General features: G+C 72.8%; 24 protein-coding genes. 6 read left to right on the forward strand and 18 right to left on the reverse strand.

The genetic code is table 11. From position 1 onward, the window contains the following. The first annotated feature begins 105 nt into the window (after window positions 1–105). Window positions 106–780 carry a GntR family transcriptional regulator gene (locus ABEE00_RS29085; RefSeq protein ID WP_345748701.1) on the forward strand — a complete coding sequence of 225 codons (675 nt, stop codon included), beginning with the start codon at window positions 106–108 and terminating at the stop codon, window positions 778–780. A gap of 89 nt (window positions 781–869) precedes the next feature. On the opposite strand, the gene folP is transcribed toward ABEE00_RS29085, so the two are convergent. From folP to ABEE00_RS29125, 8 genes are all read right to left on the reverse strand, one after another. Beyond that, complete coding sequence (folP, locus tag ABEE00_RS29090) at window positions 870–1,745, reverse strand: dihydropteroate synthase (RefSeq protein WP_345748702.1); 876 nt, start codon at window positions 1,743–1,745, stop codon at window positions 870–872. Window positions 1,746–1,909: 164 nt separating this feature from the next. Next, a complete protein-coding gene (locus tag ABEE00_RS29095) occupies window positions 1,910–2,830 on the reverse strand; it encodes a bifunctional 5,10-methylenetetrahydrofolate dehydrogenase/5,10-methenyltetrahydrofolate cyclohydrolase (RefSeq protein ID WP_345748703.1) in 921 nt (306 codons plus the stop codon). Further along, the gene (locus tag ABEE00_RS29100; protein WP_345748704.1) at window positions 2,827–3,444 is read right to left on the reverse strand and encodes a cyclodeaminase/cyclohydrolase family protein; all 618 of its coding nucleotides are present in this window, start codon (window positions 3,442–3,444) and stop codon (window positions 2,827–2,829) included. Before ABEE00_RS29100 ends, ABEE00_RS29095 begins: the two co-directional genes overlap by 4 nt. Before the next feature lie 136 nt (window positions 3,445–3,580). Beyond that, the gene (locus ABEE00_RS29105; RefSeq protein WP_345748705.1) at window positions 3,581–6,049 is read right to left on the reverse strand and encodes a GcvT family protein; all 2,469 of its coding nucleotides are present in this window, start codon (window positions 6,047–6,049) and stop codon (window positions 3,581–3,583) included. 101 nt (window positions 6,050–6,150) lie between these two features. Further along, window positions 6,151–6,792, reverse strand: coding sequence for an MBL fold metallo-hydrolase (locus ABEE00_RS29110; protein ID WP_345748706.1), 642 nt, complete (start codon window positions 6,790–6,792; stop codon window positions 6,151–6,153). After that, on the reverse strand, window positions 6,789–7,874 hold the full coding sequence (locus ABEE00_RS29115) for an S-(hydroxymethyl)mycothiol dehydrogenase (protein ID WP_345748707.1): 1,086 nt from the start codon (window positions 7,872–7,874) through the stop codon (window positions 6,789–6,791). The genes ABEE00_RS29110 and ABEE00_RS29115 overlap by 4 nt, the downstream gene beginning before the upstream one ends. 276 nt (window positions 7,875–8,150) lie before the next feature. Beyond that, window positions 8,151–9,320 carry an FAD-dependent oxidoreductase gene (locus ABEE00_RS29120; RefSeq protein WP_345748708.1) on the reverse strand — a complete coding sequence of 390 codons (1,170 nt, stop codon included), beginning with the start codon at window positions 9,318–9,320 and terminating at the stop codon, window positions 8,151–8,153. A 135-nt stretch (window positions 9,321–9,455) separates the two neighbouring features. Continuing rightward, the gene (locus tag ABEE00_RS29125) at window positions 9,456–10,037 is read right to left on the reverse strand and encodes a TetR/AcrR family transcriptional regulator (RefSeq protein ID WP_345748709.1); all 582 of its coding nucleotides are present in this window, start codon (window positions 10,035–10,037) and stop codon (window positions 9,456–9,458) included. 138 nt (window positions 10,038–10,175) lie between these two features. Here ABEE00_RS29125 and ABEE00_RS29130 point away from each other — a divergent pair, with 138 nt between their 5' ends. Next, the gene (locus tag ABEE00_RS29130; protein ID WP_345748710.1) at window positions 10,176–10,979 is read left to right on the forward strand and encodes an SDR family oxidoreductase; all 804 of its coding nucleotides are present in this window, start codon (window positions 10,176–10,178) and stop codon (window positions 10,977–10,979) included. Window positions 10,980–11,006: 27 nt separating this feature from the next. Here ABEE00_RS29130 and ABEE00_RS29135 read toward each other — a convergent pair whose 3' ends face one another. Together ABEE00_RS29135 and ABEE00_RS29140 are read right to left on the reverse strand one after the other, a co-directional pair. Next, on the reverse strand, window positions 11,007–12,074 hold the full coding sequence (locus ABEE00_RS29135; protein WP_345748711.1) for a polyprenyl synthetase family protein: 1,068 nt from the start codon (window positions 12,072–12,074) through the stop codon (window positions 11,007–11,009). A 323-nt stretch (window positions 12,075–12,397) separates the two neighbouring features. Then, window positions 12,398–13,678 carry an MFS transporter gene (locus ABEE00_RS29140; RefSeq protein ID WP_345748712.1) on the reverse strand — a complete coding sequence of 427 codons (1,281 nt, stop codon included), beginning with the start codon at window positions 13,676–13,678 and terminating at the stop codon, window positions 12,398–12,400. Window positions 13,679–13,764: 86 nt separating this feature from the next. Between ABEE00_RS29140 and ABEE00_RS29145 the strand changes: the two genes are divergently transcribed. Both ABEE00_RS29145 and ABEE00_RS29150 read left to right on the forward strand, forming a co-directional pair. Further along, window positions 13,765–14,700, forward strand: coding sequence for a LysR family transcriptional regulator (locus tag ABEE00_RS29145; RefSeq protein WP_345748713.1), 936 nt, complete (start codon window positions 13,765–13,767; stop codon window positions 14,698–14,700). 156 nt (window positions 14,701–14,856) lie between these two features. Beyond that, window positions 14,857–15,855: an isopenicillin N synthase family dioxygenase gene (locus tag ABEE00_RS29150; protein ID WP_345748714.1), complete on the forward strand. Its 999-nt coding sequence runs from the start codon at window positions 14,857–14,859 to the stop codon at window positions 15,853–15,855. Window positions 15,856–15,966: 111 nt separating this feature from the next. Here the strand turns inward: ABEE00_RS29150 and ABEE00_RS29155 are convergent, their stop codons facing one another. From ABEE00_RS29155 to ABEE00_RS29170, 4 genes are all read right to left on the reverse strand, one after another. Continuing rightward, window positions 15,967–16,797, reverse strand: a complete 831-nt coding sequence (locus tag ABEE00_RS29155) for a DUF8017 domain-containing protein (protein ID WP_345748715.1) — start codon at window positions 16,795–16,797, stop codon at window positions 15,967–15,969. A gap of 100 nt (window positions 16,798–16,897) precedes the next feature. After that, window positions 16,898–18,466 (reverse strand): FAD-dependent monooxygenase, encoded by a 1,569-nt coding sequence (locus ABEE00_RS29160; protein ID WP_345748716.1) that lies wholly within the window; start codon window positions 18,464–18,466, stop codon window positions 16,898–16,900. Between the two features lie 94 nt (window positions 18,467–18,560). Beyond that, entirely contained in the window at window positions 18,561–19,778 is a 1,218-nt protein-coding gene (locus ABEE00_RS29165) for a Cmx/CmrA family chloramphenicol efflux MFS transporter (RefSeq protein ID WP_345748717.1), read from the reverse strand. Between the two features lie 192 nt (window positions 19,779–19,970). Then, on the reverse strand, window positions 19,971–20,495 hold the full coding sequence (locus ABEE00_RS29170) for a MarR family winged helix-turn-helix transcriptional regulator (protein ID WP_345748718.1): 525 nt from the start codon (window positions 20,493–20,495) through the stop codon (window positions 19,971–19,973). 90 nt (window positions 20,496–20,585) lie between these two features. Here ABEE00_RS29170 and ABEE00_RS29175 point away from each other — a divergent pair, with 90 nt between their 5' ends. Together ABEE00_RS29175 and ABEE00_RS29180 are read left to right on the forward strand one after the other, a co-directional pair. Further along, window positions 20,586–21,539: a bifunctional helix-turn-helix transcriptional regulator/GNAT family N-acetyltransferase gene (locus ABEE00_RS29175; protein ID WP_345748719.1), complete on the forward strand. Its 954-nt coding sequence runs from the start codon at window positions 20,586–20,588 to the stop codon at window positions 21,537–21,539. Between the two features lie 263 nt (window positions 21,540–21,802). Next, on the forward strand, window positions 21,803–22,489 hold the full coding sequence (locus ABEE00_RS29180; RefSeq protein ID WP_345748720.1) for a DUF899 domain-containing protein: 687 nt from the start codon (window positions 21,803–21,805) through the stop codon (window positions 22,487–22,489). Between the two features lie 43 nt (window positions 22,490–22,532). On the opposite strand, the gene dgoD is transcribed toward ABEE00_RS29180, so the two are convergent. The 4 genes from dgoD to ABEE00_RS29200 form a co-directional block, all read right to left on the reverse strand. After that, window positions 22,533–23,678, reverse strand: coding sequence for a galactonate dehydratase (gene dgoD, locus ABEE00_RS29185; RefSeq protein ID WP_345748721.1), 1,146 nt, complete (start codon window positions 23,676–23,678; stop codon window positions 22,533–22,535). An 84-nt stretch (window positions 23,679–23,762) separates the two neighbouring features. After that, window positions 23,763–24,464: a bifunctional 4-hydroxy-2-oxoglutarate aldolase/2-dehydro-3-deoxy-phosphogluconate aldolase gene (locus ABEE00_RS29190; protein ID WP_345748722.1), complete on the reverse strand. Its 702-nt coding sequence runs from the start codon at window positions 24,462–24,464 to the stop codon at window positions 23,763–23,765. Beyond that, the gene (locus ABEE00_RS29195) at window positions 24,461–25,204 is read right to left on the reverse strand and encodes an IclR family transcriptional regulator (protein WP_345748723.1); all 744 of its coding nucleotides are present in this window, start codon (window positions 25,202–25,204) and stop codon (window positions 24,461–24,463) included. The genes ABEE00_RS29190 and ABEE00_RS29195 overlap by 4 nt, the downstream gene beginning before the upstream one ends. Continuing rightward, window positions 25,201–26,214 carry a sugar kinase gene (locus tag ABEE00_RS29200; RefSeq protein ID WP_345748724.1) on the reverse strand — a complete coding sequence of 338 codons (1,014 nt, stop codon included), beginning with the start codon at window positions 26,212–26,214 and terminating at the stop codon, window positions 25,201–25,203. Before ABEE00_RS29200 ends, ABEE00_RS29195 begins: the two co-directional genes overlap by 4 nt. Window positions 26,215–26,216: the final 2 nt, after the last annotated feature.

The following is a 26,216-nucleotide window of genomic DNA, read 5'->3' on the forward strand; positions in this document are numbered from 1 at the left end:
GGGTGCGGGGGAGGGGGCGAGTGCGGGACCGACGCCTGGTATGTCAAGAATGCGCGCTTGAAGTCTCAATTCCCCAGCGCGGGACCAGCACCTAAGATGACCTGCGTGACCACTGCATCTCAGGAAAGCCAGGAGCTGGAGTCGGCCTCCCTGTCGCAGGCCGATCGCGCGTACCTCGCGATACAGGACCGGCTGATCATGCTGGACATCCCGCCGCAGGCGCCGATCGACGACGTGGAGTTGATCGAGTCCCTGGGCGTGGGCCGCACGCCGGTGCGCGAGGCGCTCAAGCGCCTGGAGGGCGACCGCCTCGTGGTCTCCTATCCGCGCCGCGGCACCTTCGCCACCGGAGTGGACATCACCGATCTCGCGCACATCTCCGAGATCCGCGCCGAGCTGGAGCCGCTGGCCGCGTACCGCGCCGCCACGACCGGCGGCGCGCAGGCCCGCACCGGACTCCGCGAACTGGCCGACGCCACCGAGAAGCTGGACGTCCACGCCATGGAGCGCGCCGAGCTGATGCGCTGGGACCTGCGCGTGCACCGCGCCATCTACCGCGCCTCGGGCAACCCGTACCTCGAAGACACCCTCGTCCGCTACAACAACCTCGCCACCCGCATCTTCTGCCTCTTCCTCGACCGGATGGAGCACTTCGACCGGCACGTGGGCGAGCACACCGGGCTGCTGCGGGCGATCGCGGGACGCAAGGCGGACGAGGCCGAGCACCTCGCGCACGAGCACGTCATCGGCTTCGAGAAGGCGGTGCGCGCGGTGATCTGAGCGGGCGCGCCGTGCGGTGGTGGTACGCCGCCGGGGCGCGGGTGCCGGTGCCGTACGCCGGGACCCTGTTCGCCTGGACACCGGGCGCCTCAGCCCGCGGCCTCGAGGACCGCGAGCGCGTCGCGGGCCGCCGCCACGTCGTGCACCCGCAGCACCTTCGCGCCGCGCTGCGCCGCGAGGACGGCGGCCGCTGCCGAGGCCGCCTCGCGCTGACCCGCCGGGCGGCCGGTGAGCTGCCCGAGCATCGCCTTGCGCGAGAGCCCGGCCATGACCGGAGCCCCCAACTCGCCGAAGACGTGCAGCGATCGCAGCAGCGCGAGGTTGTGCTCCAGCAGCTTGCCGAAGCCGAATCCGGGATCGACCAGCAGATGCCCGGAGGGAATGCCGGCACGGCGGCACGCCAGCAGCCGCTCGCGCAGGAAGTCCGCCACCTCGCCGAGTACGTCCTCGTACCGCGGGTCGTCCTGCATCACCTCGGGCGCGGCCGGCATGTGGGTCAGGCACACCGGGACCCGCAGTCGCGCGGCGGTCTCCAGCGCGCCGGGCCGCCGCAGCGCCCGTACGTCGTTGATCATGCCGGCCCCGGCGCGCACGGCGGCCTGCATCACCTCGGCGCGCGAGGTGTCCACCGAGATCGGCACCGGCACCCGGGCCGCCAGCTCCTCGATCACGGGCACCACCCGCTCCAGCTCCTCCGCCGCTGAGGGCGGGCGCGCACCCGGGCGGGTGGACTCCCCGCCGACGTCGAGGAGTTCGGCGCCCTCGGAGGCCAGCCGCAGCCCGTGCGCGACCGCCGCCTCGCGGTCCCGGAAGGCGCCCCCGTCGGAGAAGGAGTCCGGAGTGACGTTGAGGATCCCGCACAGCAGCGGCTGCGACGCCCGCAGCCGCGCCAGCAGCCCGACGGCCCGCAGCGAGCCGGCCGAGGAGGACTGCGGGGGCGCCTGTACGGGGGCCGGCGCGGGCATTTCGGGGTGCTGCTGGTGCTGGTGTCGGTCGGGCGGGGGCTCAAGTGGGGTTTGCGGTACGGGGTTTTCCGTGACGGGCGCGGGGCTGGGTGGTGCTGTGCTTGCGGCGCTCGCCGTCAGAGGTGTCGCCGTACCCGCGGTGCTCCCGGTGAGCCCTGTCGTGGTCATGGCCCCTCCGACGTGGTGTGGGTCCGTGCGGCGGAACGGAGCGTGTGGTGCAGCAGCAGCGCCGTGGTGACCGGGCCCACGCCGCCCGGGACCGGGGTCAGGCCTGCGACGCGGCCCGTGACGTGGGCGGCGTCGACGTCTCCGGCCAGGCCGCCGTCCACGGTCGGGTTGGTGCCCACGTCGACGACCACGCTGTGCGGCCCGGTGTGCGCCGCGGTGATCAGACCGGTGCGGCCGACCGCGACGACCAGTACGTCGGCGGCGCGTGTGTGCTGTGCGAGGTCCTTGGTGTGGCGGTGGCAGACGGACACGGTCGCATCGCGTTGCAGCAGGAGGTGGGCCACCGGCTTGCCCACCACGTTGGAGCGCCCGACCACGGTGGCGGCGCGCCCGGCGAGCGGGACGCCGTGGTGGTCGAGCAGGGCGAGTACGGCGGCCGCCGTGGCCGGCGCGAAGGCGGGCAGGCCGGCGGCCAGGCGCCCCAGCGAAAGCGGGTTCGCCCCGTCCACGTCCTTCTCCGGCGCGATCGAGGAGGCCAGGTCCTCGAAGCGGGCGCCGGCGGGCAGCGGGGTCTGGAGCATGATCCCGTGCACCGAGGGATCGTCGCTGAGGGCTTCCAGGGCGGCGCGGATCTCCTCCGGCCCGGCCTCGGCGCCCAGGTCCACGACGTCGCAGCGGATGCCGGTCTTCTCCGCGGCCTTGGCGATGGACCGTACGTACCAGGCACTGGACTCGTCGTCGGTGGCGACCACGACCGCCAGCCGCGGATGCGTACCGGCGGCGGTCAACTCGTCGGCCTCGGCCGTGACGTGGGCGCGCAGCGAGCGGGAGAGCGCGCCGCCGGAGAGCACGGCGGTGCCGTTCTCGCCGGCCGGCTGCTCCGTCGCTACCTGGCCCGTCGTGACCTGCTGCGTCATCGGATGTCCTCCCGTACGGCGGCGGTGACCTTGTCGGCGCGGGCGAGCAGGTCGTCGACCCCGGTGAGGGCCTCGGTCAGTTCGGCGCGGGCGCGGGCGTCGGTGATGCCGCCGAGGTTGACCTCGACGTTCACGCGGGCCGACGAGGTGGCGGCGGCCGCGGCGTCCGCGGCGACGGCGATGTCACTGATCACGTTGCGGTTGCCGAGCGGGCGCAACTGCTCGGTCAGGCCGATGAGTTGGGCGCTCACGGCGATCACGCTCGCCGGGACCCGCCCGGCGGCGAGGAGGGCCGAGGCGATCGCGGCGGACCGTGCGGCCTTCTCCTCCTCGGTGCTGCGCGGGAGCCGGTAGGCGGCCCCGACCTCGGAGAACGCCTCGGCGTCCTGTGCGGCGAGTGCGAGCGCGACCTCGCGGTACTCCTCGGCCGACGTACGGATCGCGGCGATGGCGGAGGCGTGCTCGGCGTACTTCGGTCCGTCGCTGTAGCGGGCGGCCATCTCGACCAGCGCGGCGGCCTGTGCGGCGCTCAACGCGGCGCTGGCGCCCCCGCCGGGCGCCGGAACGCGGTCGGCCAGCGAGTGCAGGAAGGTCTCCAGGGTGTCGGTGCGCATCGGCATGCTCTTTCGGAGAGGGGAGGAGGGCTCACATTGCGGGGGCTCAACTGGCATGCGAAGAGCGGTAGTTGGGGGCGCGGGGGTACGAGGCCGTGATCGGACCCGCACCCCCGCCTCGGCGCGGAGTCCGGCCTCAGCGCCGAATCCGCTCCATCTCCGGATCCACCAGCGGCTCGGCGGCCACCGTGGCCCGCACCTTCCGGCCGAAGTACTGGATCTCCACGGAGGTGCCGACCGTGGCCTCGGCCGGCAGCCAGGCGTAGGCGATCGGCCTGCCGACGGTGTGGCCGAACGCGGCCGAGGTGACGTACCCCGCAGCCTCGCCGTCCAGGAACACCGGCTCGTGCCCCAGCACCACACTCCGGCCGTCGTCCACGGTCAGGCAGGTCAGACGCCGTGTGACGGTGTCCGCTGCGAGCCCTTCCACCGCCTCGCGGCCCACGAACGCGCCCTTGTACTTGGGCCGCACCGCGAAGCCGACGCCCGCCTCGTACGGATTGTGCTCGGTCGTCATGTCGGCACCCCACGCCCGGTACCCCTTCTCCAGGCGCAGGCTGTTGAAGGCCGCGCGGCCCGCGGCGATCACCCCGTGTTCGCGGCCCGCCTCCCACAGCACGTCCCACAGCTTCTGCCCGTACTCGGCGCTGGTGTAGATCTCCCAGCCGAGCTCGCCCACGTACGACAGCCGCATCGCGGTGACCGGGATGCCGGCGATGCGCGCGGGCATGCAGCGGAAGAACTTCAACGCCTCGTGGGAGAAGTCCTGTCGGCTGAGCGGCTGGACCACGTCGCGGGCCAGCGGCCCCCACACGCCGATGCAGCAGGTGGCGCCGGTGATGTCGCGGATCTGGACGCTGTCGTCGTCCGGCGCCTGCCGGCGCAGGTAGTCCACGTCGATGTTGCCGTTGGCGCCGACCTGGAACAGTTCGGGACCCAGCCGCGCCACGGTCAGGTCGCTGCGCACGCCCCCGGCCTCGTCCAGCGCGAGGGTGTAGGTGACCGAGCCGACGGACTTGTCCATCTTGCTGGTGACCAGCCGCTCCAGGAGGGCGACCGCGCCGGGGCCGCTCACCTCGACGCGCTTGAGCGGCGTCATGTCGTACATGGCCACCGCCGTGCGCGTCTTCCACGCCTCGGCGGCCGCGATCGGCGAGTGGAACATCGCCGACCAGGCATCCCGCGACGGAGGCTGCCACTCGGGCGGCAGCTCCTTGACGAGGTGCGCGTTCGCCTCGTACCAGTGCGGCCGCTCCCAGCCGTGCGCCTCCAGGAAGAAGGCGCCCAGCTCGCGCTGCCTGGCGTGGAAGGGGCTCACCCGCAGGTCGCGCGGCGAGAGCTTGGGCTGGAGCGGGTGCAGCACGTCGTAGACCTCGACGAAATTGCGCTGTGCGGTCTCGCTGACGTACTCCTCGGTGGTCTCGATCTCGTCGAAGCGGTGCACGGTGCAGCCGTGCAGGTCGAGTTCGCTGCGGCCCTCGGTGAGCACCTGCGCGACCGCCCGCGCGACACCGGCCGAGTGCGTGACCCACACCGCCTCGGCGATCCAGAAGCCGGACACCGAGGGGGACTCGCCGAGCAGCGGGCCGCCGTCGGGGGTGAAGGACATGACCCCGTTGAAGCCGGTCTCGATCTTCGCCTGGCGCAGCGCGGGCAGCAGCCGCCTGCTGTGCTCCCAGGAGGCCGCGAAGTCCTCCTCGGTGAAGGGCAGCATCGAGGGCATGGCCGCCTCGGTCGGCGCGCCGTTCTCGGGCAGGTCTGCGATCCCCACGGGCATCGGACGGTGGGCGTACGTGCCGATCCCGAGGCGGTCGTTGTGCTCGCGGTAGTACAGGTCGCGGTCCTGGTGGCGCAGGATCGGCAGGCGTGCCTCGGTCTGCTCGTCGTTGCGGCCCACGAGCTCGGCCACCTGCCCCGTACGCGCGTACTGGTGGGCCAGCGGCAGCAGCGGCACCCGCATGCCGACCATTTCGCCCACCACCGGGCCCCAGAATCCGGCGCAGGAGACCACGATGTCGGCCGGCACCTCGCCGTCCTCGGTCCGTACGCCGGTGACCTTGCCGTCGGTGTGGCTGATGCCCGTCACCCGGGTCGAACCGCGGAAGACGGCGCCGCGCGACTCGGCCCGGCGGGCCAGCGCGACGACCGCGCGTGCCGCGCTGGCCAGCCCGTCGGTCGGTGTGTGGAAGCCGCCCAGCACCTGACCGGCGTCCAGCAGCGGGTGCAGCTCGGCGCATTCCTCGGGTCCGACGACCTGGCCGGGAATGCCCCAGGAGGCGGCGAGGCCCTGCTTGCGGTGCAGATCGGCGAGGCGCTCCGGAGTGGTGGCCACCTCCAGGCCGCCGACCTGGTTGAAGCACCACTCCCCGTCGCCGCCCAGTCCGCGCAGCTTCTCGACGGTGTACGTGGCGAAGGCGCTCATCGTCTTGGAGGGACTGGTCTGGTACACGAGCCCCGGCGCGTGCGAGGTCGAGCCGCCGGTGAGCGGCAGGGGCCCCTGGTCGAGGACGGTGACGCGGTTCCAGCCGCGCAGGGTGAGCTCGTCGGCCAGGTTCGCCCCGACGATGCCGGCTCCGATGATGACGACGCGTGGCGTGCTGCTCATGGGTCTCTCCTAAGGACGGGACACGCCTGGGGAAGGGCCGCGGCGGGGACGCGGCCTGTTGGTGCGGTGGATGAACAGCGGTTGGTGTACGGGGAGCCCGGCTACGGGACGTTGTCCCACTCGGCGGCCAGCGTGGTGCTCGGCCCGTGCCCGGTGTGCACGAGCGTGCTGCCGGGCAGCCGGAACAGCCGGTGCCGGATGGACTGCGTGATCACGCCGTGGTCGCTGAAGGAGCGCCCGGTCGCGCCGGGCCCGCCGTGGAAGAGGGTGTCCCCGGTGAAGAGCACGCCCAGCTCCTCGGCGTAGAAGCAGACGGCGCCCGGCGCGTGGCCCGGCGTGTGGATCACCCGCAGCGGGGTGCCTGCCACCTTGAGCAGCTCGCCGTCCGCGAGGTCCACGTCCCACCTGCTGCTGGGGTGCGTCAGCCGCCACACCGGCAGCTCGTCGGGGTGCAGCAGGACCGGTGCTCCGGTGCGTACGGAGAGCTGCGGGGCCACCCGTACGTGGTCGTCGTGCGCGTGGGTGCACAGGATGGCCGACAGCCGCCGGTCGCCCACGACTTCGAGGATGCGGGACACGTTGTGCGGGGCGTCGAAGACCACGCACTCCTGGTCGTCGCCGAGCACCCACACGTTGTTGTCCACCCGGTGCGTCTCGCCGTCCAGGGTGAAGGTGCCGGAGATGACGGCGTGGTCGATGCGCACGCGGTTGTCGCGGCTGCCGAAGGCGCCCCCGCGGCTCACAGGACCACCACCGAGCGGAGCACGTCGCCGTGGTGCATGCGCGCGAACGCGTCCTCCACGGCGTCCAGTTCGATGGTCTCGGTCACGAACGCGTCCAGGTCGAGCCGCCCCTGCCGGTAGAGGTCGATGAGCAGCGGGAAGTCGCGCGAGGGCAGGCAGTCCCCGTACCAGCTCGACTTGAGCGCGCCGCCCCGCCCGAACATGTCGAGCAGCGGGATGTCCGGCAGCTTCATCTCCGGCGTGGGCACCCCGACCAGGACCAGGGTCCCGGCCAGGTCGCGGGCGTAGAAGCCCTGTTCATAGGTCTCGGGCCGGCCGACCGCGTCGATGACGACGTCGGCGCCGTTGCCCCCGGTCAGCTTCCGTACGGCCTCGACCGGGTCCTGCTCCCTGCTGTCGACGGTGTCCGTGGCGCCCATCTCCCGCGCCCAGCGCAGCTTGCGCTCGTCGATGTCCACGGCGATGATCCGGGCCGCCCCGGCCAGCCGCGCCCCGGCGACCGCCGCGCTGCCCACGCCGCCGCAGCCGATCACCGCAACGCTCATCCCGCGCCCGACCTTGCCGGTGTTGAGCGCGGCGCCGAGCCCGGCCATCATGCCGCAGCCCAGCAGTCCTGCCGCGGTGGGCGAGGCGTCCGGATCCACCTTGGTGCACTGCCCCGAGTGCACCAGCGTCTTCTCCGCGAAGGCGCCGATGCCCAGCGCGGGCGAGAGCTCGGTGCCGTCGGTGAGCGTCATCTTCTGCGCGGCGTTGTGGGTGTCGAAGCAGTACCACGGCTCGCCGCGCAGACAGGCGCGGCACTGGCCGCACACGGCGCGCCAGTTGAGGATCACGAAGTCGCCGGGCACGACGTTGTGCACGCCCTCGCCCACGGACTCCACGGTCCCCGCGGCCTCGTGGCCGAGCAGGAAGGGGAATGCGTCGTTGATGCCGCCTTGCCGGTAGTGCAGGTCGGTGTGGCAGACGCCGCACGCCTGGACCCGCACGACCGCCTCACCGGGGCCCGGGTCCGGCACGCGGATGGTCTCCACGCTCACGGGTGCGTCCTTGGCCTTCGCGACGACGGCGCGGACCTCTTGCATGGCTGGACTCCTGTACTTCGTACGCCGCCGGCCGGGGCGCACGCGGCCGCGAAGTGCCGGGGCCTGCGGGCGTCGAGGGGCGACGGGGGGGGCTGCGCGAGGACGAGGGGACCGCGCTCGATGCGGGCGCGGTCCGGTGTCGGAGGGGCGGGGGAATGCCGTACTACGCAACTGATATATCAGAGTGACAGCAAGGTATTTCGCGGCGTTCTGACGCGTCAAGAGGTCCGCGGGAGCGGGTTGGAGCGCGCCCCGGAGCGGTGGTGAACGGGGCGCTCAGCCCAGCGAGTTGGCCGTCTCGTCCTTGCGCGCTTCCCACATGCCGGCCATGCGCAGCACCGTGCTGCGCATGCCGCCGACGAACTTGTTGGCGGGTGCGAAGAACTGGCTCTTTATCCGCGCCACGGTCTGCTGCTTCCGTACGAGCGGGCGCAGCTCCTTCTCCCAGGCGGACAGCGCGCGGTCGAGGTCGCCGGGGTGCTGGTCCAGCATGCGGCCCAGCGTGGTGGCGCCCATGAGGCCGAGCGAGGCGCCCATGCCCGTGTACAGGGTCAGGCACCAGGCGGCGTCGCCGACCAGCAGGACGCGGCGGGTGCTCCAGGAGGGCATGTGCACCTGGTGCACCGAGTCGAAGAGGAAGTCACTGGCCCGGTCGAACTGTTCCAGCGCGTGGCGCACCACCTGCGAGTCCATGAGGTGCCCGAACACGTCCCGCAGCACCTCGCGGGGCGGGCGGGTGAACTGGGCGTCCACGTCGTCGGTGCGGTAGGTGAACAGCGCCGTGGGCGCCCGGTCGTTGAAGGGGAACAGCCACAGCGAACGACCGGGGTCGGCCAGCACCAGGCCGTCCTTGGGCGCGGCACAGGGCACCGGGTCCTGGAGCTGGTAGGCGCATATGATCCGCGGCAGCGGGCGCATGAACCGCTCGTGCGGTCCGAAGGCCAGCTCCCGCACGGTCGAGCGCACGCCGTCTGCGCCGACCACCAACGCGTAGCTCTCCGTGGACACTTCGCCCGTCGCGGTGTCGCGCAGCCCCACCTCCACCGCGTCGGGGCCCTCGCTGATCGCGACCGGGGTGGTGCCGAAGCGGACGGTCACGCCGTCGAGGTGGTCCCACAGCGCCTGCTCGACGTCGCCGCGCAGCACGGCGTCGGGGCGGCTGGAGTTCTCCAGGAGGCCGATGCTGCGGGTGCGCCTGCCCTCGACGTCGATCTCCCAGGTGCGCACCGGGTCGGGGGTGCGGATGTGCAGGTGGTCGTAGATGCCCAGGCGCCGGGCCGCGTCCTTGCCCTGCGGATAGAGCCCGATGAAGTAGCCGCCGGTGCGGCGCTGCGGCGCCTTCTCCACGAGCGTGGGCTCCCAGCCCGACTCCCGCAGCCGGATCGCGGTCGCCATGCCCGCGATCCCGGCCCCGACGACCAGCACCCGACCTGCGGTGCCCGACATGACCCCCGGCCTTTCTCGACGTACGTTGCGCCGCAAACCGTACGCCAAGAATTGGTAAAGGTGGGATGAGTGAGGCGGTTGTCACTCCGGTCCGCCGATGTCGTACGGGGAGGTCAGCCCGGTCGTACGGGGAGGTCAGGCCGGTGGGCGCGGGGAGGTCAGGCCGGCGAGGGTGAGCTCGACGAGCCGCTCGGCCTGCGCGCGCTGCCCCGGTCCAGCCGAGGTGAGCGCGATGCCGGCGAGCGCTGCGAACAGGTCTCCGGGGCGGAAGTCGGAGCGAAAGTCGCCGGATTCGACGCCCGCCTCGAGGAGTTTCGTGACGGCGGCCTGGATCATCTCGTGGCTGGAGCCGTACGGGTCGGCGCCCGTGGCGGCGAGCGAGCGCAGCGCCTCCGCCATTCCCTTCTTCGCAGTCGCATAGTCGAGGAAGCGGTGCATCCAGGAACGCATCGCCTCCGGCGGCGGAGAGGCGGCCAGCAGCCCGGGCGCGGCATCGCACAGCCGCGCCACTTCGTTGCGGTGCGCGGCCTCGATCAGATCCTCGCGGGTGGGGAAGTTGCGGTACAGGGTGCCGGTGCCCACGCCCGCCTCCTTGGCGACGCGCTCCAGGTGCGCGCCGAGTCCGTCCTCGGTGAACACCCGCACCGCGGCGGCCAGGATCTTCTCCCGGTTGCGCCGTGCGTCGGCACGCAGCGGCCGCCCCGTCTCCCGCGCCATCGCTCTCCCTCGCTGTCGGTGGGCATTGCCAAGTGGAGGCGCCTCCGCTTAGTCTCGGCGCACACTAACCGGCGGTGCCTCCGCTTTCCATGGTAGGCCACGCCGCCGGTCCAATTCCCCTGCCGGAAGGGCCGCTTCATGTCGTACGAGAGCGAAGACGTCCAGGGAAGCGCGCGGGACGCAGCGCGGGACCCCGTACGGGACCCCTTGCCGGAGAACGTCCGGGGCAAGGTCGTCGTGATCACCGGGGCCGGCAGCGGGATCGGCGAGGCCACGGCGCTGCTGCTCGCCGGGCGCGGGGCGAGCGTGGTCCTCGGGGGCCGCCGCACGGAGCGGCTCGAGGAGCTGGCGGCCCGCGTCGAGAAGGCGGGCGGCCGGGCCGCCTGGGCGCGCACCGACGTGCGGCGCCGCGAGGAGGTGGCCGCGCTGGTGCACCTCGCCCGCGACCGCTTCGGCAGGGTCGACGTGCTGGTGAACAATGCGGGGGTCGGCCTGATCTCGCCGCTCGACGACCTGCGCGTCGAGGACTGGGAAGAGATGGTCGACGTCAACTTCAAGGGCGTGCTGTACGGGATCGCCGCGGCCCTGCCCCTCTTCAGGGAGCAGGGGCACGGGCACTTTGTGAACACCGTCTCGACGGCCGGGCTCCGCATCGTGCCCGACCAGTCGGTCTACGCCGCCACCAAGAACGCCGTGCGCACACTCTGCGAGGGACTGCGCCAGGAGGCGGGCGACGGCCTGCGGGTCACGGCGGTCTCACCGGGCATCACGCGCACGGAGTTCGCGGACGCGATGGACCCGCGGATGCGGGAGCGGGTCGCTGCCGGGATGGAGATCGCCATGCCGCCCGAGGCCGTCGCCCGCGCCATCGCCTTCGCGATCGAGCAGCCCTCGGACGTGGACGTGGGCGACATCGTCGTACGGCCTACGGCGCAGGGCTAGGCTCCCTGCGCCGGACCGGCCGGTGTCCTAGGGCACTTCGGCCGGCAGGCACGCGTGGGCGGTGGCGGTCACCTGCTCGCGGAGGTACGCGGCGAAGGGGCCGGGCGTCGCCAGCCGCCCGAGCAAGTCCTCGGCGGCGTGCCGCAGTTCGTGTACGTACTCCCGGTAGGCGTGCAGGGCCTCGGGCTCCAGCAGCAGGTCGCGCAGGTCGGAGCGGCTGCCGGGGTCCTCGGCGCACCGGTGCAGCAGCGCGCGGGTCCGCTCGGCGCGCGGGGCCGGGACGCGGTGGAGGTGCTGGACGAGCAGATAGGTCGCCGTGCCGTTGGCGAAGTCCTCGAAGCGGCCGGTGCGCAGGTCGTCGTAGTCGTTGCGGAGTTGGGCCAGCAGGCCGAGGAGTTCGCCGAAGCGGCCCCACTCCGCGACGGCGTTGTCCGTGCCTTCGCCGTACGTGCCGTACGTGGCCTCGGCCGATCCTGTGGCCAGGCGGGCCGCGAGGGCGCAGGCCATGGCGTACGGGGCGCCGCTCTTGTGCCGGTAGGCGGCGAGCACCGTGTGCGGGGTGGCGCCCGCGGGGGTGGCGGCCAGGTCGTGGAGCTGCCCGTCCACGGCCCGGGTGCAGCCGTGCGCCAGGTCCCGCAGCAGCCCCTCGCGTACCGCCGGGGCGGCGGGGACGTCCATCAGGATGCGCATCGGCAGGGTGTGGAAGCACTCCAGGGCGGCGGTCATCAGCGCGGTGCCCGACATGGCGGGGGTCCCGTGCGCCTCGTCGGCGGCCTCCTCGCTCATGTCGTCCGCCAGGTCGTCGAAGGCGTTGGCCGCGCGCCACCACAGGTCGTGGGCGGCGGCGACCGGAACGGCCGGTTCGGGCGCGCCGGTCAGCGCGGCGTGCACGGCCAGCGGGAGGGCGCAGGAGAGCGGGTCCGCCCTGCTGTGCAGGAGCAGACGGCCGACGGCCTCGCTCAAGTGGCGCTGTTCCGCGGGGTAGTCGGCGACCAGTCCTTCGAGGTGGTCGCGTACCTGCGCGAGCGGCTTGGCCAGCAGGCCGTCGGGCTGCGCGTGCAGGGTGGGAGGGCTGTCGGGGGCGGGCTGGAACATGGTCGACCTTCCGAGGTGGGGGTCTCGGCGCGTGCAGGGTGCTGTGGTGCCGGTCCTGTGATGTGCACGTGGCGGACCGGCGACCCCGGTGTGACTGCCCTGGGGGTACACCCGTCAACCGGAAGGTCGTTTGAATGGCCGAGTGTGTGCGCTGCCGGGGCCGCCGTGCGGGGGAAGCCGCCGTCACCCGGTGGCCGGGATCGGCGGTGCGGCCGCCGTAGAGGGGGTCGGTCGGGAAGAGCGCGGGCAGCGCGGAGGGGATCGTGCTCGAATCTTCCCAACTTCCTCGTGATGGTCGGCCCTTGGCGCCTCCTCAGGGCTGTTCAGAGACGGGATTCGCGCACGGGCCGCGTGCGCTGCCGCGCGACGACCCGCGTCGGTACGCGGGGGCGGCGGTCCACCCGTACGACGGCGAGCCCCGTCAGGACGACGAGCGCGGCGGCGAAGGCGGTGACCGCCGAGGTCGCGGTGGCCAGCGGGTACCGGAGCGTGAGCAGCCCGACCGCCACGGCCGGGACCCCGGAGCCCAGGTAGAAGGCCGGATAGAGGGCGCCCGTGACGGCGCCGCGCGCCTCCGCCGGGGTCCTGGCGTCGATCGCGGCGGCCGCCCCCGCGTACGCGAGGCCGTGCCCCACGCCCGCGACCACGGCGGCCGCCAGGGTGAGCGCCGTCGAGCCGCCGGAGGTCGGCGCCAGCAGCGCGAAGCTCGCCAACAGCCCGGTGAGGCCGATGAGTTGGCTGGTACGCGGGCCGAGGCGGGGCACCAGCGGCTGGGCCAGCGCGGAGAAGACCAGCACCGCGCCGAGGATGCCGCCGGTGACGGCCATGTCGGTCTGGCCTGAACCCTCCAGCAGCGCCGGGATGATCGCGAGGAACAGCCCGGCGGCCGTCCAGGCGAGGAAGCCCACCGCCGACGCGGTGCAGAACACCGCCCGCATCCCCCGGGGAATGCGGGGCGCGGTCGGCCGGTAGCGCCGCATTCCGGCGCGGGCGGCGGGGGAGGGGGCGAGCGTGTGCACGCCCCACCAGCCGAGAGCCAGCAGCGCCAGGTGCAGCACGAAGGGCAGCACCGTGGGGGCGGGCGCGTACTGCGCGAGCACCCCGCCCGCCATGGCGCCGCACGCCGTGCCCGCCACGAACGCGATGCTGGTGAGCACCGCGCCGTGCCGCGGTCCGCGTGCGCTGCCGTCGCTGATGAGCACGGCGGCCGCTCCGGTGGCCGCGCCGAGCGCGAGCCCCTGCGCCGCGCGCCCCAGCAGTAGCCACCCCGCGCTGGGCGCGAGTGCGAAGCAGGCCGATCCCGCCGCCGCCAGCGCGATGCCGGAGAGCAGGACGGGGCGGGCGCCCAGCGCGTCGGACGCCGGGCCGAGCAGCACGAGTGCGGGCGCGCTGACCAGCGCGAAGACCGCGTAGATCAGCGTCATGGTCAGATCGCCGACGCCGAAGACCTCTTGGTAGCCGGGGTAGAGCGCGCTGGGCAGATACGCGCCGAAGGTGAGCACGACCAGGACGTACAGCCCCGTCGCCGTCTGGCGTCCGCGGGTACGGGGCGGCGTCACCGCTGCGGCGCGGTGAGGGCGGCTGGAGAGGTATGCGGACAACACGCGTGCAGCGTGGCACCCATGACTCGTGCGGACAATCGCACGATTTTGGAGTAGACCGTGAAAGTGGTTTGCACGATCCTGGGCGCATGATCGATGCGAAGCTCAAGATCCTTCAGATGGTCGAGCGGTACGGGGGTGTGACGGCCGCGGCCGAGGCCATGCGCTACACGCCCTCGGCGGTCTCCTACCAACTGCGCCAGCTCTCCGAGCACTTGGGCGTGAAGCTGATAGAGCCCGCGGGGCGCGGCATCCAGTTGACCAGTGCCGCGCGGATCGTGCTGCGGCACACCGCGGCCATGCAGGCGCAGTGGGAGCAGGCGCGCAGCGAGCTGGCGGCCACGGCCGAGGAACCCTCGGGCACCTTCACGCTCTGCGGCTTCTCCACCGCGGCGACGCACCTGCTGCCGCTGGCGGCGGCCGGGCTGCTGGAACGCTATGCGCAGCTCAGCGTGCGGCTGGTGGAGGCGGAGCCGGTCCGCTGCTTCGAGCTGCTGCTGGCCGGAGAGGCCGACCTCGGCCTGGTGGTGGTCACCGCCGACTCGCCCTCGCTGAACGACGAGCGCTTCGAGCAACAGCCGCTGCTCGACGACCCGCTGGACCTCGTGGTGCCGTCGGGGCATCCGCTGGCCTCCCGCAAGCGCGTGTCGCTCGCCGACGCGGCGCGCGAACCCTGGATCGTCGGCACACCGGGCGGCACCTACCACCAACTGGTGCTGACGGCCTGCATGTCGGCCGGCTTCACCCCGCACGTGGCGCACCAGGCCGACGAGTGGGACACCGGCACGGCGATGGTCGCGCAGGGCCTCGGCGTGATCCTCGTGCCGCGCCTGGCCCGCATCAACACCGAGTGGGAGGTCACCCGCATCCCGCTCTCCGGCGAGCCGGCCCCCGCCCGGCGCATCCTCGCGGCCACGCGCAACGGGGGCGCCCGCCATCCCGTGGTCGCCAGCACCCTGGAGCTGATCCGTGCCTCCTCGTCCGGACTGATGCCCGCGCCGAAGGGGCGAACGTCCGCCCCGTGAGCGCTCCGTGAAAGGACATTGCACGGTTGGCTCCAAAAACGTTTGCTTTTCCTCAGCAGTGAACGAGGCAAGACTCCGCGGTGACGGCGCCTCGCACCGGTGTGCGCGGCCGCCGCCGTACGGGAACACCTCCGACATCCCGAAGGAGCAGTTCACGTGAGCGCTGAATCCGACGGTCGCCTCGCGAGCAAGCAGACGGCTTTCCGCGAGATTCCGGTCATCGACGTCTCGACCCTCCTCGACGGCACCGATCCGCTGAGTGTGGCCCGCCGCATCGGCGACGTCTGCGAAAAGGTCGGCTTCTTCTACATCACGGGCCATGGCGTGTCCCGGGAATCGACCGAGGGAATGTACCGCGCGGCGGAGCGCTTCTTCGCCCTGCCCTTCGAGTCCAAGAACAGCCTGAACATCGCGAACTCCGGCCCGACACTGCGGGGTTACATTCCCACGTACGCCGAGAACGTGGACCCTGACCACACGCGCGACTTCAAGGAGTGCTTCGACTTCGGGGCGCCGGGGGCCGAGGTCTCGCCGTTCTTCGGCCCCAACCCGATGCCTGCCGAACTGCCCGGATTCCGGGAGCTGTGTGAGGAGTACCACGCCGCGATGATGGCGCTCGCGCGCAAGCTGATCAGCGCACTCGCGCTCAGCCTGGATCTGCCGGCGGACTACTTCGCGCGCTTGCAGCGCCGTCCGATCTCGGTCCAGCGGCTCTTGCGCTATCCGCCGCAGGAGGGCGCGGTCTCCGAGGAAGAGATGGGCATAGGCGCACACACCGACTACGGATTCCTCACGATCCTCTCCCAGGACGCCGTCGGCGGCCTCCAAGTGCGCAACAGGGACGGCGAATGGGTGAGCGCGCCGCCCGTCGAGGACACCTTCGTCATCAACATAGGCGACCTCGTACAGACCCTGACCAACGACCGCTATTCCTCAACCGTGCACCGGGTCGTGAACACGACGGGCGCAGAGCGCTATTCGATCCCTTTCTTCATCGACATGGATTTCGACGCCGTGGTCGAGCCGGTGCCGACATGTGTGAGCGCGGAAAACCCCGCGAGGTACGTCCCGTACACCTGCGGCGAGCACAAATACGGGCGTTACGCGGCCAGTTACGCCCACCTCCGGGACGGCGAGGTCGAGCCGCAGCTCTGAGAGCGCCGGGCGGCCGATGGGGTCGTGCGTGGGTACGCGAAGGGCCCCGGCGCAACGTGCCGGGGCCCTTCCCTCAAGCAACCGTGTCGTGCTGATGAGGCTGACGGCGTGTCAGCCGTCCGTCGGGCGGACCGTGTTCATGATCTTCTGGAAGTCGGCTTCCTTGAGGGCGTTCGGGACGCCCTGGTCGCCGTAGGCCACCCAGCCGTGCATCGTGCCGTCGGGCAGCTTCTGCGCGATGCTGTGCACGACCGCCTTCGGCGGGACGCACTTGCTGGGGCGGTTGGTGACGGTGACGTGCGCGGTCGCCGTGTAACCGTGGATGCCGTTCTTGCTCCACGGCTTGGGCTTGCTCACCTTGATCTTCGGCTTGTTGTCCTCGCCGCCGTACGCGACGAAGCCCCAGTTGCCCGCCCAGTTGCGCGCGTTCTCCTGGAGCGAGCCGTCCTTGAGGCCGCCGGTCGTGCCCACCGTGGCGAGCTGCCCCTTGCTGGCCTTGCCGACGGCCTTCGGGTTCGGGGTCGACTTGCAGCCGCCCTCGCGGTAGTGCGAGGCCGAGGTCATCACGACGATCGGCTTGCCGGAGTCGTCCGAGTACGACAGCGCGACGGGCTCGGGGAAGAGCTTCCACTGCTTCGCCTTGCCGGGCACGTCGTACCGGAAGTGGTGCTTCTCCGACGTCTGCGCCTGCCAGCCCGCGACCATCGGCTTGTCGCCCTCGGGCAGCTTCGGCGAGGCGGTCTTGGAGGCGTCGGCCGCGGGCGACTTCGCGGCGCCGGCGTCCTTGTCGCTGCCTCCGCCGTTGCCATTGCAGGCACTCAGCGTGAGGGCGAGGCCCAGTCCGACGGCCGCGACCAGGGGCTTCCTGATCCGGCCGAAGGGCCTCGCGGCGGACTGCGGGTGCTGAGCTGCGGACGACTGCGGGTTTCTTGACGAAGACATGATCGCCACTCTAGAACGCGCCGGATGTGCGGCCTTACGAGGGAGACGCGCGGGCCCGCGAGGTATACCGGGCCGTGACCCACGCGCCCCGGCCCGCGCATCAGGCGGTGACCGCGGGCCGCGCCCGCGTACTCGCGCACGCGCGCCCGAACCAGCCGGTCAGGACCTCCCGCAGTCGCCGGTACGAGGCCCCGCCGGGGTCGGCGCCGGGCGTGGCGGACCAGGCCGCGTACCCGTCGGGGCGGCACAGCAGCGCCTCCCAGCCCGGAGTCTCACTCTCACCTTCGATGGTGACCACCTTCAGCGGTGGCGCCCAACTCCGACCGGTTGCACGCCAGTTGGGATGCGCCGACTCCCGTACGAGCAGCAGCGGCACCCCCTCGGCGAGGAGCTGGGCCACGGTGCGGGTGCCCTCCGCCGTGCGCAGCGTGTGGTTGGGCAGGAAGCGGCCGGCCCACGCGCCGCTGCCGGGTGGCGCGGGGTAGGAGATGCCCTGCCCGCTGACGAGGCCCGCGAACTGCTCGTGCAGCGCGGACTGTTGGAGCGCCGAGGTCACGAAGTCCCGCACCGGGTCGTTCTCCGGCCCCGGGCGCATCACCGCGGCCTGGAGCCGGGTGTTGGCGATGACCTGCGCGGCGATGGGGTGCCGCTCGGCGTGGTAGCCGTCCAGCAGCGCCTCGTCCGCGTACCCGCGTGCGACCAGCCCCAGCCGCCAGCCGAGGTTGAACGCGTCCTGGAGACCGGTGTTGAGACCCTGCCCGCCGAGCGGCGCGTGCACGTGCGCGGCGTCGCCGGCGAGCAGCACGGGGCCGGCCCGGTACGCGTCGGCGAGCCGCGTGAAGTCGCTGAAGCGCGCGAGGTGGGTGGGCTCGGACACCGGTACCGGGCGGCCCAGGATCTGCTCCACCGCGCCCCGCAGCTCCTGCGCGCTCGGCGGCGTACGCCGGTCCGGCAGGGTGTCGGGGAAGGTGTGGGTGACCAGGCGGCTCGGCCCTTGCGGGGTGACGTTGGCGAGGAGGGAGCCGCCGCGTGTACGGGTCCAGCCGGGCGGCACCGCGCCGGGATCGTCCAGCCGCACCTGCCCGACCAGCGCGGAGAAGGTGGCCGGGGTGGTGGTGGAGGTGATGCCCGCCTCGCTGCGTACGGTGCTGCGCGCGCCGTCAGCGCCGATGACCCAGCGGGCGGTGATGCGGTACGGACCGGCCCCGGGTTCCTGGTCGTTGACGACCGTGGCCTCCGCGCCGTCCTCCGCGTACCGCAGCGCGGAGAGGCGGTGCCCGCGCCGTACGTCGGCCCCGAACGCCCGGGCGCGCGCCTCGAACAGCCGCTCCAACTGGGCCTGCGGCACCCCCACGAGGGGCGGCCCCTCCCCGGCGGGGGAGGAGAGGCTCAGCAACGGCATGCCGCCGAAGTGGAACCCGGCGCGGTTTTCGCGCCCCGGCACGGGCTGCCGCAGATAACCACGGCGCAGCAGCGATTGAACGCTCCGGGCGTGCAGGGTCCCCGCACGCGGCACATCCGGCGTACGCGTGTGGGCTTCGACCACCCCGGCCCGCACGCCCCACGACCCGAGCTCAGCGGCCAACAACATCCCCACGGGCCCACCACCGACGATGAGCACGGGGAAGTGTGCGTCCGTACGGGGGCGGGGTTCGGGTGCGGGGCTCATGGGGGACTCCGTTCTATGGGGGCGTTTGCGGGATGTGCGTGGGGCGACGACGTACGCCCGAGATCTCTGCCGGGTCAGGGGTGGCACTCAACGCTCAGCGTCCGGCGACCACCCGCTCCGTGCGCCCCTCCTCCAAACCACCCCCAGCGCGCACCCCCGCACCGCGCGCAACACCCCCTGCCGCGACCCCGCCCAGCAGTGCCGTCCCCAGCGCTGCCGCCGCGCACAGCGCGCCCACCCAGCTCGGGGCGAGGTGGCTGTGGCCGGCGTCCAGGGCCAGGCCCGCCGCCCAAGGGCCCGCCGCGTTGCCGATGTTGAAGGCGGAGATGTTGGCGGCGCTGGCGAGGGTGGGGGCTGCCTCGGCCTCGTTCAGGACGCGTGCCTGGAGGGCGGGGTTGATCAGGAAGGCGGCGATGCCGAAGGCGAGGAGGGTTCCGGTCATCAGCGGCTTGCTGTGCGCCACAGCGGAGACGAGCGCGAGTACGCCGCCGAGCAGCACCGTGCCCCAGCACAGCGTGCGCGACAGGGAGCGGTCGGCGAGGCGCCCGCCGAGCACGCTGCCCAGGACCGTACCGGCGCCGAACAGCGCCAGCAGCGGCGGCACGGCGGACGCGGCGAAGCCGGTCGCGTGCGTGAGCAACGGCGCGAGGTAGGTGTAGACGGCGTACAGGCCCGCCTGGCTCAGCGCCGTCGTGGCCAGCGCCCACCACAGCGCCGGCCGCCGGAACGCGGCCAGTTCGCGCCGTACCCCGGCGGCCTCCTCCCGCTCCTGGCGCGGCACCAGGAAGACCACGCCGAGCAGTCCGAGCGCGCCGAACACGGCCACCGCCCAGAACGGGGCGCGCCAGCCCAGGTGCTGGCCCAGGAAGGCGCCGAGCGGCGCCCCGGCGAGCGTCGCGATGGTCAGCCCGCCGAACATCACCGAGAGCGCGCGCCCCTTCTTCCCGGGCGGTACGAGGCCGGCCGCGACCACCGCGCCGATGCCGAAGAACGCGCCGTGCGCGAGGGCGGTCACCACACGCGCGGCCATCAGGACGCCGAAGGAGCCGGCCGAGGCGGCGAGGACCTCGCCGGCCACGAACACCGCCAGCAGCGCGACCAGCGTGGCCTTCTTCGGCAGGCGGGAGGAGAGGAGGGCGAGTACCGGCGCGCCGACGGTCACGCCGAGGGCGAAGAGCGAGATGAGCCCGCCGGCGGCGGGAAGCGGGACCCCGAAGGCCCCGGCCAGTTCGGGGAGCAGCCCGGCGATCATGAACTCGGTGGTGCCGAGGCTGAAGATGGTCAGTCCGAGGACGAACACGGCGAGCGGCATGCGTTTCTCCGGATCGGATCCGTGCAACATTTCGATGCGGGACTATTCGATGTGGAAACGAAGCTAAGGCTGCAACCGCCGCGCGTGCAAGTACCTACGGAAAAGGGCAGGTCAGGGTGGGACGGGGTGTCAGGACGTACGCCGCCCAGTGAGGGAGAGGGGGTGGGGCAGGGAGTTACGGAGTCGCGAGTCTCAGAGCTCGCGGGGCGCGTCGCCCCCCGAAGGCGACTCCGAAGACGACTCCGAGCGCGACTCCGCGGGCGCGGACAGCGCGGTCCCCAACTTGCCCAGCAGCGCCGACAGTTGCGCCCGCTCGCGCTCGCTCAGCCCGCTGCCCAGGACCTCGCCCTCGGTCTCGCGCCGGGCGGCGATGACCTCGTCCACGCGCTCGCAGCCCCGCGCGGTCAGGCGCACCCGCACCACGCGCCGGTTGGCGGGATCGACCTGGCGCTCGACCAGGCCGGAGTCCTCCAGCCTGTTGAGCCTGTTGGTCATCGTGCTGTTGGAGACCAGGACGCGTTCGGCCAGCGCGCCGGCGGTCAGCTCCGGCTCGGGCCCCGCCGAGCGCAGCGCGGTGAGTACGTCGAACTCCCAGCTCTGGAGCCCGAACCGGGAACAGGTGCGGCCGAAGCGCAGCTCGGCCTGCCGCGAGACGTGCATCAGCCGGTCCACGACCGGCATCGCGTCCTGCTGTGCGGCGCTGACCTGCTTCCCCATGCGGGCGAGGGTAGCCGAGAACCCTTCGGCGTCGAAACGAAGAGGGGCGGGCGCTGGCGTCCCGAGCAATTACCTGACTAGAGTCAGAGAATGGCTGCATCAGAGACGGACAGCGGACGGGCCGACCGCGCACAGGCCGGCCGCGAGGAGAACGCGCGCGACCAGATCGAGCAGGTGCGCAGCTTCAACCGTGCCGTGACCGAGCGGGTCGGCGTGCTCCACGACCGCTATCTGGGCCGCGACCGCCCCATCGGCGAGGCCAGGCTGCTGTGGGAGACCGGCGCCGAGGGGCAGGACGTGCGGCGGCTGCGCGAGCGCCTCGGTCTCGACTCGGGGTACGTCAGCCGGCTGCTGCGCGCCCTGGAGGCCGACGGCCTGGTGACCGTGGAGCCCCAGCCGGGGGACCGCCGGGTGCGCACCGTACGGCTGACCGAGGCGGGGCGCAGGGAGCGGGAGCTGCTGGACGACCGCAGCGACGAGCTGGCCGGTTCGCTGCTCCAGCCGCTCAACTCCGCGCAGCGCGCCCGGCTCACCGCAGCCATGGCCGAGGTCGAGCGGCTGCTGACGGCGGCCACCGTCACGCTGGAGGTGACCGACCCCGGCCACCCCGACGCGCGGCACTGCCTGCGGTCCTACTTCGCCGAGATGCAGGCGAGCTTCGAGACCGGCTTCGACCCGGCGCGCAGCCTGCTGCCCGACGCGGGCGAACTGCGGCCGCCGCGCGGCCTGTTCCTCCTCGCGCGGCTGCGCGGCGAACCGCTGGGGTGCGCGGGGCTGAAGCTGCCGCGGGACGCGCCGGCCGAGATCAAGCGGATGTGGGTCGCGCCGCAGGCCAGGGGGCTCGGGCTCGGCCGCCGCTTCCTGACCGAGCTGGAGCGCAGGGCGGCGGAGGAGGGGCGCGAGCTCCTGCGCCTGGACACCAACAAGACCTTGGAGGCGGCCATCGGGCTCTACTACTCCTGTGGTTTCCAGGAGGTCCCCGCCTTCAACGACGAGCGGTACGCGCACCACTGGTTCGAGAAGCGGATCGGCGGGCGCGGGTGACTCGTATGTGACTGCTGTGACACAGGAGGATGCCTTGGCGCTGAGTGTTTAGCTGCCGACTGGTCATCGGCAACGGCGCGGAGGAAGGCACCCCCCGTCTCCTTCCGCGTTCCCGCGGCGCGGGCGATATCTGCACCCTGGTCGCCCGCGCCGCACCCCGACCGCGGCCGGCCGATGAATTCCGTGCTGCCGCATGGTCCCCCTCTCCGGACACCGCAACCCCGCACCACCGCGAACGCCGTGAACAGGAGCCGTGAGGGACCATGACCGCCAACGCACTGCCGCCCGTCGTCGACGCCGCCGCCTGGCGGCGCGAGCTCGACGCGCTGCGCGCCCGCGAGAAGGCCGCGACCAGGGAGCTCGATGCGATCGCCGCGCAGCGCCGGCGCCTGCCGATGGTCGAGATGCCCGACTACACCCTGGAGGGGGAGGAGGGCGACGTACGTCTGGCCGATCTCTTCGAGGGGCGGGCGCAGTTGATCGTCTACAACCACATGTGGTCGCCGGGACAGGAGTGGCAGTGCCCCGGCTGCACCGGGTACACGACGCAGTTCACCCGGCTGGAGTTCCTGAAGAACTACGACGCCCGCTTCGTGATCGTCACCCAGGGGCCGCTCGGCGAGGCCCTGGCCTACAAGCGGCGGGTCGGCAACGCCATGGACTGGTACTCCACGGCGAACAGCCCCTTCGGCGCGGACGTCGGCGCACCGCCCGGCGGGGGCTTCGCGCTGAACGTGTTCCTCCGCGACGGCGACACCGTCTACCGCACCTGGCACACCGACGGCCGCGGCGTCGAACTGCTCGGTTACGGCTTCTCGCTGATCGACGTGCTGCCGTACGGGCGCCAGGAGGAGTGGCAGGACGTGCCCGAGGGGTGGCCGCAGTCGCCCACGTACAGCAGGTGGAGCTCGTCGCAGGAGATCGCCGCCGCCTACGGTCCCAAGGGGTGAGGGCGTCGGCGACCCCTTCGTACGACTCCTCCGTACGACCGCCTCACCACTCGGCGAGCGAGCCGTCCGTGTTGCGCCAGACCGGGTTGCGCCAGCGCTGGCCCTTCTCGGCCGCCTCGCGCACCGCCTTCTCGTCGATCTCGATGCCCAGTCCTGGACCCGTGGGGCGCTCCACGTGTCCGTCGGCGAAGTCGAAGACGCTCGCGTCGACGAGGTAGTCGAGCAGGTCGGAGCCGGTGTTGTAGTGGACGCCGAGGCTGGTCTCCTGGATCAGCGCGTTCGGGGTCGCGAAGTCGATCTGGAGGGAAGCGGCGAACGCGATCGGGCCCAGCGGGCAGTGCGGGGCCAGCGAGACCCCGTACGCCTCGGCCATCGCGGCGATGCGGCGCACCTCCGAGACGCCGCCCGCGTGCGAGAGGTCGGGCTGGGCCACCGCGAGTCCCGAGCCCAGCACCTCGCGGAAGTCCCAGCGGGAGTAGAGGCGTTCGCCGGTCGCGATGGGCACGACCGTGGAGGAGCAGACGGAGCCGAAGTCGGCCGTCAGCTCGGGCACGATCGGCTCCTCGACGAACAGCGGGTGCAGCGGTTCCAGCAGGCGGCACGCCTCGCGCGCGACGGCGGGCGTGAGGCGGCCGTGGAAGTCGATGGCGATGTCCGCCTCGTCGCCGATCGCCTCGCGCACGGCGGCCACGCGGCCCACCAGCTCGTCCAGTTCGCGCTTGGAGGCGAGGCCGCGCATGCGCCCCGTACCGTTCATCTTCACCGCGTCGAAGCCCTGCTCCATGCGCTCGCGCGCGTGGTCGGCCACGCCGTCGGGGTCGTCGCCGGCGATCCACGAGTAGGTGCGCATGCGGTCGCGGACCGCGCCGCCGAGGAGTTCGTGCACGGGGACGCCGAGCGCCTTGCCCTTGATGTCCCACAGCGCCTGGTCGATGCCCGCGACGGCGCTGGAGAGCACCGGGCCGCCCCGGTAGAAGCCGCCCTTGGTGAGCACCTGCCAGTGGTCCTCGATGCGGAAGGGATCGGTGCCCACCAGGTAGTCGGACAGCTCCTCGACCGCGGCGGCGACGGTGGCCGAGCGCCCCTCCACGACCGGTTCGCCCCAGCCGGTGACGCCCTCGTCGGTGCGTACGGCCAGGAACAGCCAGCGGGGTGCGACGGAGTACGTCTCCAGGGCGGTGATCTTCATGCTTGCTCGTGCCTTTCCTTGAGCTGTGCGTCGCGCGCTGTGTGTCGCGAACTGCGCGTCGCGTCGGGCGTGGTGGCCGTGGTCTTACGCGGTGTGCTGCGCGATCGTCTCGACCAGCTCGGGGAGCCGGGCGAACTGCGCGTCGTCGGCCAGCGCCGAGCCCAGCGACACGGCGCCCGCGCCCGCGTCCAGGAACTCCTCGGCGTTGCCCAGGTGCATGCCGCCGGTGGCGACGAAGCGCGCCCGCGGGAAGGGCCCGGCCATCGCGCCGAGCCAGTCGGCGCCCAACTGGGCGGCGGGGAACGCCTTGAGCCAGGTCAGGCCGAGGCCCATGGCCTGCTGCACCTCGGACGCGGTGGCCACGCCCGGCAGGTGCGGCAGCCCCGCGTCGAGCGAGGCGCGGGCCACCTCGCGGTCGAAGCCGGGGGCAACGGTGAAGCGGGCGCCCGCCGCTGCCGCCTCCCTGACCTGCTCGACGCTGATGACGGTGCCCGCGCCGACGGCGGCGCCGCGCTCGGCGCCCGCGGTGACCGCCGCGCGCAGCGCCTCGAACGCCTCCCTGCTCTGGACCGGCACCTCTACGAGTTCGATGCCGATGTCCCAGGCGCGGCGGCTGACCTGGAGGGTGCGCGGGACGTCGAAGCCGCGCAGGATCGCCATCAGCGGGAGACCGGCGAAGGCTTCGCGGAAGAAGCGGGCCGCCGCCTCCCCGGCGCTCTCGGCGTCGGCCTTCTCGGCGCCGTGACCGGTCGCCTTCCCGGCCGCGTCGTGATCGGTCGCGTTCACTGCGTCCACCCCAGTCCTCGGGAGATCGTCTGTGCGGTGTGCCGGATGGCGGGGAGCATGCTGTGCAGGTCCGCCATGTCGCTCTGCGCCTTGAGGGCGGTGACGGACAGGGCCGTGCGTACGCCGCCCGTGCCGTCCCTCACCGGTACGGCGACGCAGTTGATGAACGGTTCGTACTCCCCGTCGTCCTCGGCCCAGCCCGCCGCGCGGATCTCGCGCAGCCGCGCGGCGAAGCGGCGGGCCGTGGTCACGGTGGTGTCGGTGAAGCGCGTGTAGCGGTGGTCGCGGAGCAGCCCGGCGCGCTCGTCCTCGGGGAGGTACGCCAGGATCGCCTTGCCCACACCCGAGGTGTGCAGCACGACCGGCTTGCCGATCTGCGAGTACAGCCGCACGGTGCCGGGCGGTTCGGTCTTGTCCACGTAGATCACGCGGTCGTTCTCCAGCGTGGCGATGTGCACCGTCAGCCGCAGCTTGCGGCACAGCTCCATGAGGTGCGGATGCGCCACGGCCCGCAGGTCGTACTGCTCCAGCGCCGCCTGCGCGAGCCCCGCGAGCCGGTAGCCCACGGCGAAGGTGCCGTCCTGCTGCCTGCGCGCCAGCCCGCCCTGGCACAGGTCCTGGAGCAGCCGCAGCGCGGTGGTGCGGTGCACGCCCAGGCGCTCGGCCACGCCGGCGGGGTGCTGCGGGCCCTCGGTGAGCGACTCCATGACGCGGATGGCCCGTTCGACGCTCTGGCTCACCGGGCGGCCTCCGCGGGGGCCTCGCCGGTGAGCTCGCCGCGCAGGCTCCGCGCGTCCGCGTGGTCCTCCGTGGAGGAGAGCGCGAAGGCGGCGACGCGGTGGCCGCGCGCGAGCCGCCCTGCCATGGGTACGCCGTGCAGCCGGGCCGAGAGGTGGCCCGCGGCGAAGGCGTCCCCGGCGCCGACCGGCTCGACGACCTCGACGCGCGGAGCGGCGACGAAGACGCCTTCGCGCGCGCCGGCCTCGTACCCGGTCGCCCCGTGCGCGGCGTCTTTCACCACCAACTCGCCGTCGCCGCCCAGGAGTTCGCGTACCTCGTCGTGCGTGGCCGCCGACCAGACGTCCTGCGCCTCGTCCAGGCCGACGAACACCACGTCCGCCTGCCGCGCCAGGTCCAGCAGGACCGCGGCCGCCTCCTCCCTCGTACGCCACAGCGCCGGGCGGTAGTTGACGTCGAAGGAGCTGGTCACGCCCGCCTCCCGGGCCCGGCGCAGCAGCGCGGCCGTGGTCCGCGCGCAGTCCGGGGAGAGCGCCGGGGTGATGCCCGAGACGTGCACCAGGCGGCAGGAGGCGAGCGGCAGGGAGTCGAGGCAGTCCGGTGTCATGCGGGAGGCGGCCGAGCCGGCGCGGTAGTAGTGCACCCGCGTCCCGTGCGGTCCCGGGTCCTTGAAGTACACCCCGGTGGGCGCGTCCGGATCGCGTACGACGGGGGAGACGTCCACGCCCGGCGCGCGCACCGCGGCCAGCACCTGCTCGCCCAGCGGGTCGGCGCCGAGGCGGGAGGCCCAGGCGGCGCGGTGGCCGAGGTCGGCGAGGTACTGCGCGACCGTGGACTCCGCCCCCGCGACCTTCACCTCCAGCTCGTGCGCGGTGCCCAGCGGCCGCGCGGCGGGCGGCGTGAGCAGCACCATCGACTCGCCGAGGCAGAGCACTTCGGGGGCGGGTCCGGGGGCTCGTACGGGACCGGGTGCCGGTTCGGGGCCGTGGTCCTGTGTGGGGGTTACGGGCACGT

The organism is Streptomyces odontomachicola (genome assembly GCF_039605595.1).
GTDB lineage: Bacteria > Actinomycetota > Actinomycetes > Streptomycetales > Streptomycetaceae > Streptomyces.

Excerpts from the sequence above, each read along its gene's own strand:
- folP (WP_345748702.1), bottom strand. The coding sequence starts at position 1,745 with ATGCCCGCGCCGGCCCCCGTACAGGCGCCCCCGCAGTCCTCCTCGGCC.
- ABEE00_RS29095 (WP_345748703.1), bottom strand. The coding sequence starts at position 2,830 with ATGACGCAGCAGGTCACGACGGGCCAGGTAGCGACGGAGCAGCCGGCC.
- ABEE00_RS29100 (WP_345748704.1), bottom strand. The coding sequence starts at position 3,444 with ATGCGCACCGACACCCTGGAGACCTTCCTGCACTCGCTGGCCGACCGC.
- ABEE00_RS29105 (WP_345748705.1), bottom strand. The coding sequence starts at position 6,049 with ATGAGCAGCACGCCACGCGTCGTCATCATCGGAGCCGGCATCGTCGGG.
- ABEE00_RS29115 (WP_345748707.1), bottom strand. The coding sequence starts at position 7,874 with ATGCAAGAGGTCCGCGCCGTCGTCGCGAAGGCCAAGGACGCACCCGTG.
- ABEE00_RS29120 (WP_345748708.1), bottom strand. The coding sequence starts at position 9,320 with ATGTCGGGCACCGCAGGTCGGGTGCTGGTCGTCGGGGCCGGGATCGCG.
- ABEE00_RS29125 (WP_345748709.1), bottom strand. The coding sequence starts at position 10,037 with ATGGCGCGGGAGACGGGGCGGCCGCTGCGTGCCGACGCACGGCGCAAC.
- ABEE00_RS29130 (WP_345748710.1), top strand. The coding sequence starts at position 10,176 with ATGTCGTACGAGAGCGAAGACGTCCAGGGAAGCGCGCGGGACGCAGCG.
- ABEE00_RS29135 (WP_345748711.1), bottom strand. The coding sequence starts at position 12,074 with ATGTTCCAGCCCGCCCCCGACAGCCCTCCCACCCTGCACGCGCAGCCC.
- ABEE00_RS29145 (WP_345748713.1), top strand. The coding sequence starts at position 13,765 with ATGATCGATGCGAAGCTCAAGATCCTTCAGATGGTCGAGCGGTACGGG.
- ABEE00_RS29155 (WP_345748715.1), bottom strand. The coding sequence starts at position 16,797 with ATGTCTTCGTCAAGAAACCCGCAGTCGTCCGCAGCTCAGCACCCGCAG.
- ABEE00_RS29160 (WP_345748716.1), bottom strand. The coding sequence starts at position 18,466 with ATGAGCCCCGCACCCGAACCCCGCCCCCGTACGGACGCACACTTCCCC.
- ABEE00_RS29165 (WP_345748717.1), bottom strand. The coding sequence starts at position 19,778 with ATGCCGCTCGCCGTGTTCGTCCTCGGACTGACCATCTTCAGCCTCGGC.
- ABEE00_RS29170 (WP_345748718.1), bottom strand. The coding sequence starts at position 20,495 with ATGGGGAAGCAGGTCAGCGCCGCACAGCAGGACGCGATGCCGGTCGTG.
- ABEE00_RS29175 (WP_345748719.1), top strand. The coding sequence starts at position 20,586 with ATGGCTGCATCAGAGACGGACAGCGGACGGGCCGACCGCGCACAGGCC.
- ABEE00_RS29180 (WP_345748720.1), top strand. The coding sequence starts at position 21,803 with ATGACCGCCAACGCACTGCCGCCCGTCGTCGACGCCGCCGCCTGGCGG.
- dgoD (WP_345748721.1), bottom strand. The coding sequence starts at position 23,678 with ATGAAGATCACCGCCCTGGAGACGTACTCCGTCGCACCCCGCTGGCTG.